Here is a 17,584-nt window from a genome sequence, read left to right on the forward strand (position 1 = left end):
GCGCGTGCCACTGCGCGCGAATGTCGCAGGGCTGTGTGAAGATTGCCTCGTGAGCGACCAGAATCCAGAGCCAGCCGTAGAATCGGACGCCGATTCGCCGGACTCGCCGTCGACGACTGCGGAAGCGCCGGCCGGCCCCTTGGTGAACCCGGTGACCGGAAAGCCGTATCCGACGCGCGGCCGCGTCTTTCGCGCCGGGCTGCGGTCCACCGCGGTCCTGTGCTTGCAGATGCTGGTGGTGATGGCATTCCTGTTCGCCCTGCTCTGGTTGCTGTCGCAGTTCTGGGTCATCCTGCTGCCGGTGATCCTCGCGATCGTCGTTGCGACCGTGCTCTGGCCGCTGGTCCGATTGCTCCTGCGGTTCCGCACGCCGCCTGCGCTCGCCTCGCTGGTGGTGCTGTTCGGCGGTGTGGGCGTCATCGCCGGCGTCATCGCGTTGATCGTTCCGTCGGTCGTCGATCAAGCGCCGGAACTGGCCGATCGTGCGGTCGACGGCGTCCGAACGGTCCAGAAATGGGTTCAGGGTCCGCCGCTCAACGTCGACGACGAGCAACTCAGTTCGCTCGTGAACGAGATCACCTCCAAGCTTCAGAGCAGCGCCACCGCGATCGCGAGTGGTGTCTTCAGCGGTGTCGGTGTCGCCACCTCGGCGTTGATCACCCTCTTCACGACCGTGGTGCTGGTGTTCTTCTTCCTCAAGGACGGTCCGCGCTTCCTGCCGTGGCTCGAGCGCACGATGGGCAAGGGCGGCTCGGATCACCTCAGCGAGATCCTGAGGCGCATGTGGGACACGCTCGGTGGCTTCATCCGGACGCAGGCCATCGTCAGTTTCGTCGACGCATCGCTGATCGGCATCGGCCTGATCATCCTCGACGTACCGTTGGCGGCAGTGCTGATCGTCATCACCTTCCTGGGTGGCTTCATCCCGATCGTCGGTGCCTTCGTCGCCGGTGCCCTCGCGGTGTTGATCGCGCTCGTCTCGAACGGGTTGACGTCGGCGCTCATCGTTCTAGGCATCATCCTGGCGGTCCAGCAGTTGGAGGGCAACGTCCTCTCGCCGTGGCTGCAGTCCAAGTCGATGAACCTGCATGCCGTGATCGTGCTGCTCTCGGTGACGCTCGGTGGCACCCTGTTCGGCATCACCGGCGCCTTCCTCGCGGTCCCCACGGCCTCGTGCCTCGCCGTCGCGCTGAGGTACATCCTCGAGCAGATCGGCCAGGCGGCGGGCGAGGAGGTCGCGGCCGAGGACGAGGCCGCCCGTGCCGCAGCGAAGGAGAAGAAACGGCGGCGACGAGGGTCGGATAGGTCGAGCGCCCAATCGCAGATAGACTGACGACCCGTGAGTCTTACCCTCGGTATCGTCGGCCTGCCCAATGTCGGAAAGTCGACCCTCTTCAACGCCCTGACCCGCAATGACGTGCTCGCCGCGAACTACCCGTTCGCGACGATCGAGCCCAACGTCGGCGTGGTGGAACTGCCGGACGCCCGGCTCGAACGTCTCGCTGAGATCTTCTCCAGTGAGCGGATCCTGCCTGCCACTGTGTCGTTCGTCGACATCGCAGGCATCGTCAAGGGTGCCTCCGAGGGCGAGGGCATGGGCAACCAGTTCCTCGCGAACATCCGCGAGGCCGACGCCATCTGCCAGGTGGTTCGCGTGTTCGCCGACGAAGACGTGGTGCACGTCGACGGTCGCGTCGATCCCCGCTCGGACATCGAGGTCATCGAGACCGAGCTGATCATCGCCGACATGCAGACCCTCGAGAAGGCGATCCCTCGCCTCGAGAAGGAAGCGAAGAAGAACAAGGACCAGGTCGAGGTCCTCAACGCGGCCAAGGGCGCCCAGGAGATTCTCGACGGCGGCAAGACGCTCTTCGCGGCGAGGAACGACTTCGACCTGTCGTCGGTGCGCGAACTCCACCTGCTGACCGCCAAGCCGTTCCTCTACGTCTTCAACTCCGACGAGAGCGTGCTGACCGACGATGCGCGCAAGCAGGAACTGCGCGACGCCGTCGCTCCGGCCGACTGCGTGTTCCTCGACGCCAAGGTCGAGAGTGAACTCCTCGAGCTCGACGAAGAGGATGCGCAGGAACTGCTGGACTCGATCGGTCAGGACGAGCCGGGTCTGCGTCAGCTGGCTCGCGCGGGCTTCCACACGCTCGGTCTGCAGACCTACTTGACCGCGGGCCCCAAGGAGTCGCGCGCCTGGACCATCCGGAAGGGTGACACCGCGCCGAAGGCCGCGGGCGTCATCCACACCGACTTCGAGAAGGGCTTCATCAAGGCCGAGATCGTCTCGTTCGCGGACCTCGATGAGAACGGCTCCATAAACGCCGCCAAGGCCGCCGGAAAGGTGCGCATGGAGGGCAAGGAGTACGTGATGGAGGACGGCGACGTGGTCGAGTTCCGGTTTAACGTCTAGCGTTATTGACGACTACCGTTATACGCTGGTCGTGTGATCAGATCGTTCGGCGACAAGGATGCCGAACGCATCTGGCGCGAGCAGTACGTCAAGGGCGTTGATCGCACCGTGCAGCGGGCGGCGCTGCGCAAGCTCGAGTTGATCCATGCGGCGTAAGGATGTCGAGGACCTTCGGATTCCACCGGGTATCCGGTTGGAGAAGCTGGTCGGTGATCGTCGTGGTCAGCACAGTATTCGGGTGAACGCCCAGTGGCGCATCTGCTTCGTCTGGAGAGATGGAGGTGCCGAAGATGTCGAGCTCGTCGACTACCACTGAGACGAACATGATCGAGCCGATCCACCCGGGAGAGATCTTGATGGAGGACTTCATCGAGGGTTTCGGGATTACGCAGAACAAGCTGGCAGTGTCGATCGGTGTGCTGCCGCGTCGGATCAACGAGATCGTGCACGGCAAGCGGGGAATCACCGCGGACACGGCGATCCGGCTGGCGCGATACTTCGGAACGTCTGATGAGTTCTGGATGAACCTGCAGTCGCACTACGAGCTGCGGATCGAGCGACGTGTACTGGCGGGCGAGATCGCCGGGATCTCCCCGCTCGTCGTCGCATGACAGGCGCTGGGTCCTACGTGCCGAACGAGTTGCTGTCGCGGCTCGTGGGCAACCGGATGTACTCGGTTGAGTTCGTGCTCAACGACTACCTGCAGCTCAGGTTCGATGGTGAGCCGGGAGGCCCAGGATCATTGGTGCTGAACTGCTATGTCTGGCCAGCGGTGACAGTCAATGGCAGAGTCTGGCGTGAGTCCGAGTTGGGGTATGCAGATATATTGCGTCGGTTGGTGCCCGGCGCGGTGGTTGCGACCCGCGAAGAGACGGGCTCGGGTATTCATATCGTCTTGGACACGGGCTCGGTGGGCATTCATCCGAAGCTGGACGAGGTGCACACCGAAATAGCCGAGCTCAGGGGATTCGCTGACGGCGCATGGATGGTGTGGCGGCCCGGTGAGGAGAGTTTCGAGGACTTGGCCTGACCGTGATTCGGCCCCGAATGGGAGCCATCGGGGCATACGGTTCTAACTGCGGCGACGTGGTGGAGCTCCAGTCGTGATCACTGACCGGGGGTGAGCCTGCCTACGTCCTCCTGTCGATCGAACAGTACAGGCGGATGGGTGAGCGGGGTGCATAGCTGGTTGATCGGCTGAGTATGGAGGACGATCTCGACATCGAGTTCGAGCCTGCGCGCATCGAAATGCGGGTGCCTGAGTTGTGAGTCACCTGCTGGACACTAACGTCGTCAGCGAGCTGCGCAAGGCTCGCATGCGGGCCGATGCTCGCGTGCGAGTGTGGGTCGCCGGCCGCGTGCCGTCAGATCTGTATCTGTCGGCGATCACGGTGCTGGAGGTCGAGGTTGGCATCGGCCGTATCGCTCGCCGCGACCCCCTGCAGGGAGAGCGTGTGCAGGCCTGGCTCGACGACGAGTTGCTGGACGCATTCGCCGGACGGATCCTGCCTGTCGATGTCCCGGTCGCACGTCGAGCAGCCCGCCTGCACGTGCCGGACCAGCGACCCGAACGCGATGCCCTCATCGCGGCGACGGCTGCGGTTCATGGCCTGACCGTTGTGACTCGGAACGTCAAGGACTTCGCCGCGCTCGACGTGCCGACCCTGAATCCGTGGAGGGCGCCGTGAACGTCATGTGCTCGCCGGTGGCGCCGGCTGGTGCGTGATGCACTCGTGGCGTGCTTCGCGTGGGCCGACCCGCTGGGCCGGAGGGGTGGGCCGATTTGCGGGCAGTGTTCGGTCAGCACCGCCATCCGGTCACGTTCGACTGGGCCCGACGGACGCAAAGGCGGCTGAAGCGGATCTCGCGGTCGTCGTCGACGTCCTGAGTTTCTCGACGTCTTCGTGCGTCGCGGTTGAACGCGGGGACTGCCGATGCAACGCTCCCGAACCCGCTTGTCATCGAAGATCCGCGGCGCGGAGATGGCATGCGCAATTGATCTCCTGCGGAGGCTCAGGAAGCGCTGGCGACGGTCTCGCGCACGCTCGGACGGTGTTTGGTGAAACAATCGACTCACATGGTTGGGATTCGCATCGGGTTCCCGACGTGTCTGCTGAGCGGAGATGGCCATGGTCGAGTCGAGCGCAATCGGCCTCACAGGGCGATTGGTCTGTGGGAACGCGGATGAGGCGGCTGTCGTGCGCCGCCACCTTGACCGACATGTCGAACTGACTCGCGCCGAAGGCGGGTGCCTGCACTTCGATGTCGAACCAACGGATGATCCACTGGTGTGGATCGTCGCGGAGAGATTTGTGGATCGGGCAGCGTTCGACGCGCACCAAGTGCGGGTTCGTGCGAGCGAGTGGGGTCGGGCGACATCGGGAATCAAACGGGACTACGTCATCGATGCGATCGCCGACGACTTGTGAGGGTCACTGCTGCGCCCAGCGAGGGGGACGTTGGTGGAGTGCCGATTCAACGTCTCGCTGGGTGGAGCGCCGAAGGCGAGCTCGTCGAGCACGTCTCGGAAAGTCCGATAGCGGGCGGGTCCCACTTCGGCGGCCAAACCGGCCTCGACCTCGAGGAAGTGTTGGTGCTGAGCCTTCACCAGTCGTTCGCCCGCGGCGGTTCGGTCGACGACTTTGAGTCGTCGGTCGTCCGTCGAGACGCGCGTCGACAGGTGGCCGGTCGCCACCAACTCGGTGACGAACTGTCCGCAGGCCTGCTTCGACATCGCTAGGCGGTCGGCGAGTTCGGTGACGCTGACCCCGCCGTGCGCGACGCAGTGGATGACCCGCAGTTGAGACACGCGAAGGCCGTCGAAATCGGTTTCGTCGTAGCCGTCGAGGAGGCGGCGTCGCAGCGCTTGGAGTGCCACCACGATCTCGAGTTCGTCGGCGGGTAAGTCGACATTGACCATGATAGTAAAGCTACCTTACGATTTAGGGGCAGGGTTGATTCGCTGAGTTCGGAGTAGGCCATGTCGATCGATCTGGATGTCCTCGGGCAGGCCACAGTGTCCGACGAGACGCTGTCGGCGATGGTCGCGAGCCGATGGAGCTCCTGTTCGGTGATGCTGCTCAGTGGTCGTGCCGAGGAGTTCCCCTACGACGTTCCATCTTTGACGACCGCCGGACGATTCGCGGTGTCGGGAGTCGCGCTGGTCGACGGCGTCGAACGCGACTTCTCCTTCTTCGTCAAACACATCCGTGAGTGGTCGCGGTCGCCGGAGTTCGCTTTCGTGCCGCCGGCGATTCGCGAGTGGGCCCGGACCACGGTGCCGTGGCGGACGGAGGCGGAGGTCTACTGCTCGACTCTCGCGGCGGGGTTGCCGATGGGCTTGGCGATGCCCGACGTGATCTCGGTGCAGACCATCGACGAGTCGTCGTACGCGGTCTGGCTCGAGCTGGTGGCAGACGACCCTATCGAGTGGAGTCTGGAACGGTACGCCGACGCCGCCCGGTTGCTCGGTCGGTTCGCGGCTTCGCGCGCGGTGCGGGGCGTGGCGGCAAACATCTCCCACGATTTTCGGCTGCAGTCCTACGTGGACGGCCGGTTCCGGAATCAAGTGCTCCCGGACCTCCGGTCCGACGTCTGGGACCACCCGCTGCTGGCCGCCGATTTCGCCGCGTTGCGGGAGCCGACGCTGGCGGCGGCGGAGAGCGTCGACGCCATCGCCGCGGAGTTGTCCGCGATGCCGCATCTGGCCGCGCATGGAGACGCGTGTCCCAACAACCTGCTGGTGCGGCCCGATGGAGCGGGGTTCACGCTGATCGACTTCGGCTATTTCCGATCGATGCCGGTCGGCTTCGACCTGGGGCAGCTCCTCGTCGGGGATGTGCAGATCGGCAAGCGTTCCGCCGCCGATCTCGAAGTGCGCGACGGCATCATCCTGGAGGCGTACGTCGACGGTTTGGCGGCAGAGGGCGAGTCGATCGCGGTGGAACTGATCGAGCGGGCTCACGCATTGCAACTCGCCTTGTTCAGTGGTCTTTCGGCGTTGCCGGTGGAGCTCCTCAGCCGGGATCCCGACGACGAGACGCGTCGCCTCGTCGCCGCTCGTGCCCGGATGACTCGGTACAGCTTGCGACTCCTGGAGGCGACGGTATCGTCGTGAGAGGAACCGCCTCGACTGCAAGGCCTAGGCGTCCGAGGTGCACTGCCGCGTCAGTACACCTTGTTCGCGCCGCCGTCGGCCATCACCGTCTGACCGGTCATGTACTTGGCGTCGTCGGAGAGCAGGAACGCGACGATCGGCGCCACGTCGCCCTCCGGATCGCCGAACCGGCCGAGCGGAATCTTCGTCAGCGACTCGTGGTAGAGATCCGGCGCCGCCTTGCTCCACGCCTCGACGCCGGCGGTCAGTGCCATCGGGCAGACCACATTCACACGGATGTCGTCCTTCGCCCACTCGTTCGCGACCACCCGGGAGAGCCCGCGAATGGCCTCCTTCGCTGCCGCATAGGTGGCCTGGGTGGGTTGACCGACGAGGCCTGCTCCCGAACCGAAGTTCACGATGGAACCGCCGGCGTCCTTCAGATGCGGGTACGCCGCCAGCATGAAGTTGCGAGTCGCCAAGAAGCCGGTGGAGAACGAGAGGTCCCACATGTCCGGAGTCACGTCGATGAAGGGCGCCTGCCGTGAGGCGTGCGCATTGTTCACCACACCCGTCAGACCACCGAACCGCTCGACCGCGGTGTTCACGGCTCGTTCCGCGGTCTCGGGCAGCCCGACGTCGGCCTGGATGAAGACGACGTCGGCACCCCGGTCGGCTTCGAGGGCAGCACCGGCGGCCGCGTCGATGTCGACCGCGACCACCTTGGCTCCGCGCGCCGTCAGCACGCGGGAGATCGCGCCGCCGATACCCGCCGCACCGCCGGTCACGATGACGACCTTGTTCTCCAACTGCATCTGCATTTCCCTTCTCTCGTCGCTTCTCGCCCAGTGTCCTCCGTAAACAAATCACCTCAGCGCCGACATCTTCGTGATTTCGGCCGAAATCGGCCGGATCGGGGATTCAAATACGAGATCGTCGGAGTCAGTAGGCTGGATTTCGGACTATCGGATCAACGAGGGAGCAGGCGACATGGGCGAGTTCGACGGACGGGTAGCACTCATCACGGGTGGAGCACGCGGCCAGGGGCGCGCACACGCCCTGGCATTCGCGCGGGCGGGCGCGGACGTCGTGCTCGCGGACCGATGCGCCACCCCGGACACGATGGGTTATCCGCTCGCGACCACCGACGATCTGGCGGAGACGGCCCGCCTCGTGGAGGCGACCGGCCGACGCTGCCTCACCGAAGTCCTCGACACCGCTGATCGCGGCGCAGTCGACGCGCTGGTGGCACGGGCGACCGAGGAGTTCGGGCACATCGACATCGCGGTCGCCAACGCGGGCGTCTCCATGCCCGGCTCCATTCAGTCGCTGCCCGAAGCCGCGTGGGACGAGGTCATCGCCAGCAACTTGACCGGCGTGTTCCACACGGTCGCCGCCGTCGCTCCGGGCATGGCCGAGCGCGGGTACGGGCGAATCGTCACCGTCTCGTCGATGATGGGTCGGATGGGCGGACCGAACATCGTCGGCTATGCGGCCTCCAAGTGGGGCGTGATCGGCTTGACCAAGAGTGCTGCCCTGGACCTCGCGCAGTCGGGCGTCACCGTCAACGCGGTGGCCCCGGGCAACGTCTCGACCCCGATGATCCACAACGACGCGCTGTACTCGCTGATGCGTCCGGATCTTGAGTCGCCCACTGCCGACGACGTCGCCCCCGTGTTCACCAGCCTGCATGCGCAGCCGGTGCCGTGGGTGGAAGCCGAAGAGGTGACCCGGATCGTCACGTTCCTGGCCGCCGAGGGGAGCGCACACATCTCCGGCATCGTGGTGCCGATCGACGCCGGGAACGCCGCGCGCGTCACCGGATAGCGACAGCGGCGTCGCGTCATTCTTCGCTCTCGGGGCACGCGCACTGCCCGGAGCCGGGCGAATGCGATCGAATCGGACCGGAGAAGTCGGGCGCAGCATCCTCGGCCTCGACGAGAGTGGAGTGCGAAGGGGGCCGACATGATTGACAACCTCAACCGGCTCATCGACCAGATCGAGACTCGTCTCGGCGACGATCTCGATGTCGACGAGCTCGCTGCGGCGATGGGAACCACCGGCTATCACACGCGCCGGATGTTCTCCTCGCTCGCCGGAATGCCGGTGTCGGAGTATGTGCGGCGGCGGCGGATGACCGTCGCCGCGACCGATGTGATCGGCGCCGAAGATCTCCTCACGATCGCAGTCAGGTACGGCTACGGCTCGGTGGAGGCGTTTGGACGCGCCTTCCGCGCGGTCCACGGCGTCAGCCACGGCGACGTCCGCCGCAACGGCGGCCCCCTTCGCAGTCAACCGCAACTCAGGTTCCGCCTGACCGTCGAAGGGAGCACTCCCATGGATGCCCGAATCATCGAACGACCCGCCTTTCGCCTGATCGGCCACGCCGCGCGTGTGCCGTTGGTGCACGAAGGCATCAATCCGCACATCCAGCGCCACATCGCGGCGTTGCCGACCGAGGAGAACGCGCGGCTGAAGCGACTCGGGGACACCGAACCCGCGGGGCTGCTCCAGGTCAGCGCCGACGTCGACCCCGACGCGGCAGAGGGCAGCGCGTTGACCTATCTGCACGGTGTCGCGGTCGGCGAGGGCGGGCCCGTTCCAGAGGATCTCGACGTCATCGACGTCGCCGCCGGTGCGTGGGTGGTCTTTCAAAGCTCGGGGCCGCACCCCAAGGCACTGCAGGACGCCTACGCCGGGTCGGCGACCGACTGGTTTCCGTCGAACCCGTGGCGACTGCGTCCCGGGCCGTCGATCGTCGCGGTGCTCGACCGCTCGCCGGACTTCAGCCGGGCGACGTGCGAATTGTGGTTCCCGATCGAGCGAGGAGCCTGAGCACCGTGCGGACCTCAGCGGCCGGATCCGCGCGCCATGGCTGAGCGGATCGACCGCGATCAAGTCATCGGGTTCCGACTCTCGGGTCACGGACTCGACCAGCGTGTTCCCGTGGCAGATCTGGTCGACGCGGCAGCCTGCTGCGGCATTCAGAACAGTCCGCCGTGGGCCGGGCCGATCGCCTTTCACGCACGCGTCGACGGTGTCACGCCCGACCTCGTCGACGAAGCCGTCGCGGCCCGTGACCTGTTGCTGACGTGGTCGATGCGGGGTGCCCCGTACTACGTTCCGACGGCGGACGCCGGAGTCTTCACCGCGGGGGTGCTGCCGACGACCGAGCGGGCACTCCGGCATTTCATCCCCGGGGTCGAGCACTCCGTCGATCGACTGGGGATGAGCGTTACCGAAGCGGTCGATCGCGCCGAGGCAGCCGTACGCGAGGTGCTCGCGGGGCGGTCGATGGCGATCACCGAGCTCGGCGTCGAATCGGCCGCGGTGATCGCTCCCGGCCTGTCGACAGAGCGCCTCCGCGTCTGGGAAGCGGAGGGCCCGCACGCGAAGGGACAGTCGATCGGCGAGGCCGTGGTTCACTTCTGCCTGCGGATCCTCGCATTGCGGCAGGTGGTCTGTTTCGCGCCGCGCACCGGAAACAAGGCGCCGTTCGTCTTCACGGAGGAATGGTTGCCGCGGCCGACCGTGGCGATCGACGGCACGGCCGCGCGGGCGGAACTGCTTCGACGTCACCTCCGCTGTTACGGTCCGACGACCCCTGCCTCGTTCGCCTGGTGGCTGGGCGTGAGCACCGGCGATGCCTGTCTCTGGTGGGACCTGCTCGAGCCTGAACTCGTCGAGGTCGATTTCGGCGGCCCACGATGGATGCTGGCGCGTGACCTCGACATCCTGCGCGCGGCGACGGTGCCCGTCGGGGTGCGCCTGCTGCCGCCGCGCGATCCGTACCTGCAGATCCGTGACCGGGCGACGCTCGTCGACCCGAGCAGGCACCGCGAGGTCTGGAAGACGGTGGGCGATCCGGGGACCGTCCTGGTGGACGGCGAACTCGTCGGGACCTGGCGTTCGCGCAAAGCCGGGCGCAACCTGCAGGTGACCTTTCGCGGCTTCGGCCCTCTCGGCGACGCGACCCGGAAGCGGTTGGCGGTCGAAGCGGAGCACGTGGCCCGGGTGCGCGGTGCGTCGACGGTCTCGGTGGAGGGGCTCGATGTCGTGCCCGGCGAGTGAGCGGTAGCGACGCTTTTGTGCCGTGACGTGGCGAATGAGTCTGAGATGTCCGTTATCGGCCTAGATTGGCCAACGATGCACATCGGGCTCGTGCTCGGTGCGTCGATCAACCCGTTCACTGACTGAAGGACTCCTCATGGGTGCACGTGCACGCACACTCGTCGTCGCCGCGCTCGCGGCCGGAACACTCTCGTCTGTCGCGACCGGCGCCGCGGACGCTGTTCCCGCGGCCGGGTCGCCGGAAGGCGCGGTGACCTTCTCGGCGAAGAACATCGGCCACTGCAAGGCTGAGTTCACCATCGTCAACAAGACCAATGTCACGTCGTACACGATCGACTGGCGGATCGACGACGAACTGCCGGAGGGACGCGATATCGGCCTGCCGTTCCCGGTATGGCGGACCGGCGACCCGAACATGGCGTCGAAGGCGGCATTGCCGAGCTGGCCGGACGGCGGGGCGGGCACCAATACCGAGTCGGACCGGACGATGGTGTCGGACCGCGCCCCCGTCACGGCCACCTACGTTCAGGATCTCAAGAACCTCAACGGGTGGAACCCCGGGCTGCCGAATCCAGACGCCGCGACCCACAAGGTCTCCTACCGGATGGTGCTCGGTCCCGCTGGAAACAACGGACAGACGGCCGACGGCAAGCCCGAGTGGCTCGGCGACCGGCAGTGGCGCTCCATCACGGTGACCGGATGCGCGGGTGGTGGCGGCTCACTCGACAGCGGTTCCCTCGGCGATCTGTTCGGACCGTAGTCGCGTCCTGTGCGGCCGGCTGACGACCGATTGCGATGCCCCGCCGGGAGAATGGTCCCGGCGGGGCATCGTCATTCGCCGGCAACGTTTTGGTACTGATGATGCTGAAGTGGTTGTTGGTGTTGGGTGGCTCGGTGATACTTCACCCGTGAATCCTTCTCCCCGAGTGGGGCATCGAGCCGTTGCGGTGGCCGGCGTGGTCGTCGCGCTGATCCTGAGCCTGACGCCCGGCATCGCCGCGGCCGAGCCGTCGTCGTGGCACTACACGATGGTGGCGTTCAGCAGTCAAAGCGCCCGTGACATGGATGTGTACGAGTCGACCGACGGCACGTCGTTCAGCATCCTCAAAAAGGCTGCCTACCGCCCGCCGGCGGGGTACGTGCGCGATCCGAGCATCTTCCGGCACGCCGACGGTCAGTACTACGTCGCGTACACCACGGCCGACGGCGCCAACATCGGCATCGCGAAGAGTCCCGATCGCCGTACCTGGACGCACGTGAAGAATGTGCCGCTACCGCTCTGCTGCGCGTTCCTGCCCGGAACCGGCGACGGGAAGGGGCCGCGACTGCCGTTCCGGACCGGTTCCGCTGGCTTCGCCGACGGGCCGTCGCTGTCGCCGTTCGTCACCAAAGCCTGGGCGCCGGAGTGGTTCGTCGACGGCGACCGCGTCACCGTGATCGTCTCCCTGTCGACCGGCGGCGGCTTCGTCCCTTATCTGATGACCGCGTTGAACTCCGCGCTCACGCAGTGGAGTTGGCCGACCCCGATCAAGGGGCTCGGCGCCGACCGCATCGACACGACGGTGGTCAAGGTCGGGTCGCGCTACCACGCGTTCACGAAGAACGAGACGAAGAAGGTGATCGAGCACGCGGTGGCTTCACGTCTCGACGGACCGTACTCGTTCCTCGCTCCGGGCAACTGGGGCCGGTTGGTGGAGGGGCCGGCCATCACCCAGTTGCCGGACGGTCGCTGGCGCCTGTATGTCGACGCCTACGTGGCCAAGAAGTACCTCTACTCCGACAGCGACGACGGCATGCTCACGTGGTCGGAGCCGAAGGAGTTGCCGGGGATCTCTGGAACGGCGCGACACTTCGGCGTGATGCGTGAGGCAGCCTGAGCCTGCGTCCTACGCTGGGGCCTCGCTCAGGCGCAGCGTGCTGACGAAACGTCGTTCGGCACCGGACAGTGGATCGGTGAATGCGAGCTCACGTGCCAGCAACTGCAGCGGAAGCGAAGGATCGTCTGGCGCCTCGGGCAGGAGTTCCGGATACCAGCGGTCGCCCAGGATCGGGATTCCGAGCGATGCCAGGTGCACGCGCAGCTGATGCATCCGCCCGGTTCTCGGGTGGAGGCGGGTGTGCAGCACTGACCGCCCGGCCGCGCTGACTCCGGCGCCGATGCCGTCGATCACCGTCTCGGAGTTCGGTTCGCGATGGTCGTCGATCGCGACTCGCAGGCCGTGGCCGTTGGCGTCTCGGGGTCGGTAGATGTGACTGCGGTGCGTCAGCGGAAGGGCTCGGCCGCCCACGGTGGGCTCGTCGGCATCGGGGATCTTCGACACCGCCTCGTAGACCTTGGTGACCCGCCGTCGCTCGAAGAGCGACTGGTACGCGCCCCGCGTGGCGGGGCGTGCGGAGAACATCACCAGGCCGGCCGTGGGTCGGTCGAGCCGATGGATCGGGATGATGTCGGGATTGTCCAGACGGATTCGCAGGCGGACGAGCGCTGATTCACGCAGGTACCGACCGCCCGGCGTAGTCGGGAGGAAGTGCGGCTTGTCGATGACGATCAGGTCGTCGTCCACGTGCAGGATCTGCTCACGATGGGGAAGTAGCGCTTCGTCGGGCAGTTCCCGGTAGTACCAGAGGAACTCGTGCGCGCGGAGCGGGAGATGCGGGTCGATCGGCGCGCCGTCGACGCCGACGATCTCGCCGTCGTCGAACCGTCGCAGCAACTCCGCTTCCCGGATGTGGGCGAAGCGGTCTGCGACGAAGGCCGCGATGGTCGGCCACGGACCGTCGTCGGGGATCCGGAGTCGGGTGGGACCGACGCCGTTCTTGACTGGCAGGGGAGCGGTCATCGGCACCGGTCCATCGTCGCACTCGTGGGCGGACGTGCTGCCGGTGTCTCCGGGGATGGAGCGAAGTAGCGTGGGTGGCGACGTACGGACAAAGGAGCGTGATGTCGGACCCGATGATCCGCAGGTCGGTCGGAGTGGAAGAGTTTCCGCAGCTGATCGCGGTCTGGCGCAGCGCCGTGGACGCCACACATCATTTCCTCGCCGACGAGCACCGGGACGACATCGAATCGCACCTGGCCGGAGACTACTTCCCGGCCGCCGACTTGTTCGTCGCAGAGCGGGACGGCGTTCCGGTCGGCTTTGCCGGGGTGGGCCGGCCGGACGGCGAGGCTGAGCCGGACGGCGGGCAGACGAACGCCGGCAACAGCCTCGAGATGCTGTTCATCGATGCGCGGGCGCGGGGGACCGGCGTGGGCACGGCGTTGCTGCGGCACGTCGTGGACGGCTGCGGGGTCACTGCCGTCGACGTCAACGAGCAGAACGAACAGGCTGTCGAGTTCTATCTGCGCCGCGGATTCGTCGTCGTGAGTTGTAGCGAGAAGGACGGTCAGGGACGGCCGTACCCGCTGCTGCACATGCGGGTCCAGGACAACTGACGGCGCTCAACCGTGCTGCGTCAGCCAGTTCAGCAGTTGGCGCGTCTCGCGCCAGTCCCGCCGAACGCGCTCGACCAGTTCGGCGGAGTGAATGACCTCGTCGAACCCGTAGTCGCGGCCGACAGTCAGGGACCGGTGCCGGAGCAGTTCGATGCGCGGATGGTCTTTGGCCCACCCGCGCGGCGCGGTTTTGAGTCGGTCTCCGCCGATCTCCCAACCCTTGCGCTGCAGGGTGGCGATGATCCGTTCCAGTTCGGCGCCATGGAGGTCGTCGTCGATGGCGCGGCGGAACCGCGCCAACCGTTCGGAGTCGGCCTCGTAGAACCCGGAGCCCACACGTACTCCGGGGGCGCCGATCTGCACGTAGTACCCGGTGGCCGGGCCGACGCCGACGAAGGCGCCCTGGTGCGTCTTGTAGGGGGTCTTGTCTTTGGAGAACCGGACGTCGCGGTAGGGGCGGAAGATCTTCGCGGTGCCGAACTCGTCGGCGAGATCGGCCATCAGCGCGGTCATCGGTGCGGCGACGCTGTCGCGGTACACCTCTTTGTTGGTTTCCCAGAACACCTTGCTGTTGTCGATCTCGAGGTCGTCGTAGAAGTCCAACGCCGCTTCGGGGAAACCGGTGAAACTCATGGGGTCGACCTTACTGCGGCGCCCGACCCACCCGAGGTGGGCCGGACGCCGCAGGTCAATCAGTGCCGGGTTGTTCAGCGCAGGGTCGGGGTCAGAACGCCGCGTGCGGCGCGCCGATGCCCGGATCGATCTGGGTGGGTCCGCCCTTGCCCGGCGTCACATCGAAATCGAAGATCGACGTCGGGATGTACACCGTGGCGCACGAGTTGGGGATGTCGACCACACCGGAGAACCGGCCTTCGATCGGGGCGGCGCCCAGCAGCAGGAAGGCCTGCTCGGGGCTGTAACCGAACTTGGTGAGGTACTCGATCGCGTGCAGGCAGGCGCGCTGATACGCCAGATGCGAGTCCAGGTACCGCTGCTCGCCGTCCAGAGTCACTGAGGTTCCCGAGAACGCGACGAACTGTTCGTAGCGGGGACCCACGTCGCCGCCCGGCATGAAGATGGCGTTCTCGCTGACGCCGTAGGTCTCCATACCGCCCTTGATGACGTCGACGTGCAGGTCGATGAACCCGCCCATCTCGATGCCGCCGCAGAAGGTGATCTCGCCGTCGCCCTGACTGAAGTGGAGGTCGCCGACCGAGAGATTGGCGCCGTCGACGAACACCGGGTAGAACACGCGGGTGCCGCGGGTCAGGTTCTTGATGTCCTGGTTGCCGCCGTTCTCTCGCGGCGGGGCGGTGCGGGCCGCCTCGGCCGCGGCCTGGGTGAAGGCGTCACCGGTCAGCGATCCGAGGATCGCGAACTCCGGCTCGGGTGGCAGCGCGAGCGGCGGAACGCGGTCGGGATCGGTGGCGATCAGGGCCGCCTCGCGGGCGTTCCAGGTGCCCAGCAGTTCCTTCGACGGTGCGGTGCCCATCAGGCCGGGGTGGATCATTCCGGTGAAGCTGACATGTGGAATGTGGCGCGAGGTCGCCGTGTGGCCCTTGAAGTCCCAGACCGCCTTGTAGGCGTCGGGGAACTGATCGGTGAGGAAGCTGCCGCCGTTGGCCTTGGCGAAGATGCCGGTGTAGCCCCAGCCCTGACCGGCCAGGGGACCGGAGTCCTCCTGCGGAATCGGGCCCACGTCGACGATGTCGACGATCAACAGGTCGCCGGGCTCGGCACCTTCGACGGCGAACGGCCCCGACAGGGTGTGCACGGTCTTGAGCGGGGCGTCGAGGATGTCCTGGGCGGAGTCGTCGTTGTGGATCTCGCCGTCGAACCATTCGCGGCAGTCGACCCGGAAGGTGTCGCCGGGCTTCACCGTGACCGCCGGCGGGATGGCGTAGTGCCAGCGGTTGTGGCCGAGGATCTTTTGATCCACGAATTTCTTGCTGGAATCGAGAGGGAAGACGAGCTCGGGCATGGCGCGAATCCTTTCGGGCGAGAACCAGGGTCCGGCGGTCGCCGGCCCCTAAGGGCGTGGAAGTTTGGCGTGCAGCGGGTTGGCCGACGTCGGGGTTCCGGGTCGACTCCCGGTGGGTACGCGGTCGACGACGGCCGGGGTGTCGGCGGTCGACTTGGTGGCGTCCATCAGGGCCATGGCGCGGCCCCCGCGAGAGAGCGCGGGCGAGCTGATGCCGCGGCGGGCGTAGGCTCCGCACGAGCACGGCGTGTGGTCGGGGACGTCGGACATGGAGAACGTGGCGTCGAATCGGCCGCAGTCAGCACAGTGGAATCGGTAGACGGGCATCGGATCTTCCGGACCTCCTCGTGCCGCAGGCATTTCAGGTGCGGCGCGTCGCGTAGTGGGTCGGACGTTACCCGTGATGGCCGCCGTCCGGCGGTGGATTCGCCAGGCCTGCGAACGACACCGGATTTCGGACTTTCTGGGCTAGGATCAATTCTTATGGCGAGGTTCAGTCCACTCGAGTGGCCCGTGGTGCGGCAGTTGCGTACCGGCGACAAACTCGGTCGTGGACCCGCGGTGGAATCGGCCCGAACCAAGGCGATGACCGCCCGCACGACCACCGCTGACCGCGTGGTTCAGAGTGTCTGCCCGTTCTGCGCCGTCGGCTGCGGACAGAAGGTCTTCGTCACCGACGAACGCGTCACGCAGATCGAAGGCGATCCGGACTCGCCGATCTCGCGTGGCCGACTGTGCCCGAAGGGCGCTTCGAGCGAGCAACTCGTCAACAGTCCGCTGCGGCAGACCACGGTCCGCTACCGGGCCCCGCACGCCACCGAGTGGCAGGACCTCGACCGCGACACCGCGATCGACATGATCGCCGATCGCTTCGTTCAGGCCCGGCGCGACCACTGGCAGGACGTCGACGAGCACGGACGCCCGCTGCGCCGCACGATGGGCATCGCGTCGCTGGGCGGCGCCACGCTCGACAACGAAGAGAACTATCTGATCAAGAAGCTCTTCACCGCGGCGGGCGCCATTCAGGTCGAGAACCAGGCGCGGATATGACACTCCGCCACGGTTCCCGGTCTGGGAGTCTCGTTTGGCCGCGGTGGTGCTACGCAGTCCGTGCAGGACATGGCGAACGCGGATTGCATCGTCCTGATGGGCGGCAACATGGCAGAAGCGCACCCCGTCGGATTTCAGTGGGTCGCTGAAGCCAAGGCCCGCGGTGCCCGGGTGATCCACGTGGATCCGCGCTTCACCCGTACCTCGGCGGTGGTCGACAAGCACATCGCCATCCGGGCCGGCTCGGACATCGTGCTGCTCGGCGGTCTGATCAACTACGTGATCAACAACGACCGCTACTTCCGCGAGTACGTGGTCGCCTACACCAACGCGGCGACCCTCATCAGCGACGAGTTCCGTGATCCCGACGACCTGGACGGGCTGTTCTCCGGCTTCGACGACTCGACCGGAACCTACGACCAGAGCACCTGGCAGTACGCCGAGGACGAGAACGGTCCGCTGCGCGACGAGACGCTGCAAGACCCGCGCACGGTGTTCCAGGTGTTGAAGCGGCACTACGCCCGCTACACC

Annotated in this window: 20 protein-coding genes and 1 pseudogene; 15 read left to right on the forward strand and 6 right to left on the reverse strand. The window is 66.4% G+C overall.

The genetic code is table 11. The annotated features are described in order from the left end of the window. Positions 1-139 precede the first annotated feature (139 nt). The 7 genes and pseudogenes from GX543_RS11625 (at position 140) to GX543_RS11655 (ending at position 4,848) form a co-directional block, all read left to right on the forward strand. Positions 140-1,333: an AI-2E family transporter gene (locus tag GX543_RS11625; RefSeq protein WP_290852086.1), complete on the forward strand. Its 1,194-nt coding sequence runs from the start codon at positions 140-142 to the stop codon at positions 1,331-1,333. A 6-nt stretch (positions 1,334-1,339) separates the two neighbouring features. Continuing rightward, complete coding sequence (gene ychF, locus GX543_RS11630) at positions 1,340-2,419, forward strand: redox-regulated ATPase YchF (RefSeq protein WP_290852067.1); 1,080 nt, start codon at positions 1,340-1,342, stop codon at positions 2,417-2,419. Between the two features lie 33 nt (positions 2,420-2,452). Next, positions 2,453-2,735 (forward strand): annotated as a pseudogene (locus GX543_RS11635) (type II toxin-antitoxin system RelE/ParE family toxin). Positions 2,736-2,742: 7 nt separating this feature from the next. Next, a complete protein-coding gene (locus GX543_RS11640; RefSeq protein WP_290852068.1) occupies positions 2,743-3,030 on the forward strand; it encodes a HigA family addiction module antitoxin in 288 nt (95 codons plus the stop codon). 17 nt (positions 3,031-3,047) lie between these two features. Then, the gene (locus GX543_RS11645; protein WP_290852069.1) at positions 3,048-3,449 is read left to right on the forward strand and encodes a hypothetical protein; all 402 of its coding nucleotides are present in this window, start codon (positions 3,048-3,050) and stop codon (positions 3,447-3,449) included. Between the two features lie 235 nt (positions 3,450-3,684). Beyond that, entirely contained in the window at positions 3,685-4,107 is a 423-nt protein-coding gene (locus tag GX543_RS11650) for a type II toxin-antitoxin system VapC family toxin (RefSeq protein WP_290852070.1), read from the forward strand. Positions 4,108-4,542: 435 nt separating this feature from the next. Further along, positions 4,543-4,848 carry an antibiotic biosynthesis monooxygenase gene (locus tag GX543_RS11655; protein ID WP_290852071.1) on the forward strand — a complete coding sequence of 102 codons (306 nt, stop codon included), beginning with the start codon at positions 4,543-4,545 and terminating at the stop codon, positions 4,846-4,848. Here GX543_RS11655 and GX543_RS11660 read toward each other — a convergent pair. Then, positions 4,815-5,339, reverse strand: a complete 525-nt coding sequence (locus GX543_RS11660) for a MarR family winged helix-turn-helix transcriptional regulator (protein WP_290852072.1) — start codon at positions 5,337-5,339, stop codon at positions 4,815-4,817. The genes GX543_RS11655 and GX543_RS11660 overlap by 34 nt on opposite strands. Positions 5,340-5,399: 60 nt before the next feature. Here GX543_RS11660 and GX543_RS11665 point away from each other — a divergent pair, with 60 nt between their 5' ends. Beyond that, positions 5,400-6,536: an aminoglycoside phosphotransferase family protein gene (locus GX543_RS11665; protein WP_290852073.1), complete on the forward strand. Its 1,137-nt coding sequence runs from the start codon at positions 5,400-5,402 to the stop codon at positions 6,534-6,536. Positions 6,537-6,586: 50 nt separating this feature from the next. On the opposite strand, the gene GX543_RS11670 is transcribed toward GX543_RS11665, so the two are convergent. Next, positions 6,587-7,330, reverse strand: coding sequence for an SDR family oxidoreductase (locus GX543_RS11670; protein ID WP_290852074.1), 744 nt, complete (start codon positions 7,328-7,330; stop codon positions 6,587-6,589). A 175-nt stretch (positions 7,331-7,505) separates the two neighbouring features. On the opposite strand from GX543_RS11670, the gene GX543_RS11675 reads away from it, so the two are divergent. From GX543_RS11675 to GX543_RS11695, 5 genes are all read left to right on the forward strand, one after another. Continuing rightward, on the forward strand, positions 7,506-8,342 hold the full coding sequence (locus GX543_RS11675) for a mycofactocin-coupled SDR family oxidoreductase (RefSeq protein ID WP_290852075.1): 837 nt from the start codon (positions 7,506-7,508) through the stop codon (positions 8,340-8,342). A 138-nt stretch (positions 8,343-8,480) separates the two neighbouring features. Continuing rightward, positions 8,481-9,350 carry an AraC family transcriptional regulator gene (locus tag GX543_RS11680; protein ID WP_290852076.1) on the forward strand — a complete coding sequence of 290 codons (870 nt, stop codon included), beginning with the start codon at positions 8,481-8,483 and terminating at the stop codon, positions 9,348-9,350. Between the two features lie 36 nt (positions 9,351-9,386). Continuing rightward, positions 9,387-10,586, forward strand: coding sequence for a winged helix DNA-binding domain-containing protein (locus GX543_RS11685; protein ID WP_290852077.1), 1,200 nt, complete (start codon positions 9,387-9,389; stop codon positions 10,584-10,586). 136 nt (positions 10,587-10,722) lie between these two features. After that, the gene (locus tag GX543_RS11690) at positions 10,723-11,346 is read left to right on the forward strand and encodes a hypothetical protein (protein ID WP_290852078.1); all 624 of its coding nucleotides are present in this window, start codon (positions 10,723-10,725) and stop codon (positions 11,344-11,346) included. Positions 11,347-11,533: 187 nt separating this feature from the next. Continuing rightward, positions 11,534-12,463, forward strand: coding sequence for a glycoside hydrolase family 43 protein (locus GX543_RS11695; protein WP_366929069.1), 930 nt, complete (start codon positions 11,534-11,536; stop codon positions 12,461-12,463). A 9-nt stretch (positions 12,464-12,472) separates the two neighbouring features. Here the strand turns inward: GX543_RS11695 and GX543_RS11700 are convergent, their stop codons facing one another. Next, positions 12,473-13,426 (reverse strand): pseudouridine synthase, encoded by a 954-nt coding sequence (locus GX543_RS11700; protein ID WP_290852080.1) that lies wholly within the window; start codon positions 13,424-13,426, stop codon positions 12,473-12,475. Between the two features lie 101 nt (positions 13,427-13,527). On the opposite strand from GX543_RS11700, the gene GX543_RS11705 reads away from it, so the two are divergent. Then, positions 13,528-14,022 carry a GNAT family N-acetyltransferase gene (locus GX543_RS11705; RefSeq protein ID WP_290852081.1) on the forward strand — a complete coding sequence of 165 codons (495 nt, stop codon included), beginning with the start codon at positions 13,528-13,530 and terminating at the stop codon, positions 14,020-14,022. Between the two features lie 6 nt (positions 14,023-14,028). On the opposite strand, the gene GX543_RS11710 is transcribed toward GX543_RS11705, so the two are convergent. The 3 genes from GX543_RS11710 to GX543_RS11720 all read right to left on the reverse strand — a co-directional run bounded on the left by GX543_RS11710 (position 14,029) and on the right by GX543_RS11720 (position 16,330). Next, complete coding sequence (locus GX543_RS11710) at positions 14,029-14,655, reverse strand: DUF2461 domain-containing protein (protein ID WP_290852082.1); 627 nt, start codon at positions 14,653-14,655, stop codon at positions 14,029-14,031. Positions 14,656-14,746: 91 nt separating this feature from the next. After that, positions 14,747-16,003, reverse strand: coding sequence for a formamidase (fmdA, locus tag GX543_RS11715; RefSeq protein WP_290852083.1), 1,257 nt, complete (start codon positions 16,001-16,003; stop codon positions 14,747-14,749). Positions 16,004-16,051: 48 nt separating this feature from the next. Then, positions 16,052-16,330: an FmdB family zinc ribbon protein gene (locus tag GX543_RS11720; protein WP_290852084.1), complete on the reverse strand. Its 279-nt coding sequence runs from the start codon at positions 16,328-16,330 to the stop codon at positions 16,052-16,054. A gap of 156 nt (positions 16,331-16,486) precedes the next feature. Here GX543_RS11720 and GX543_RS11725 point away from each other — a divergent pair. Then, positions 16,487-17,584, forward strand: a 1,098-nt coding sequence (locus GX543_RS11725) for a molybdopterin-dependent oxidoreductase (RefSeq protein ID WP_290852085.1), incomplete at its 3' end; no start/stop codon positions are given.

The sequence above is a fragment of the Gordonia sp. (in: high G+C Gram-positive bacteria) genome (genome assembly GCF_012515855.1).
GTDB lineage: Bacteria > Actinomycetota > Actinomycetes > Mycobacteriales > Mycobacteriaceae > Gordonia.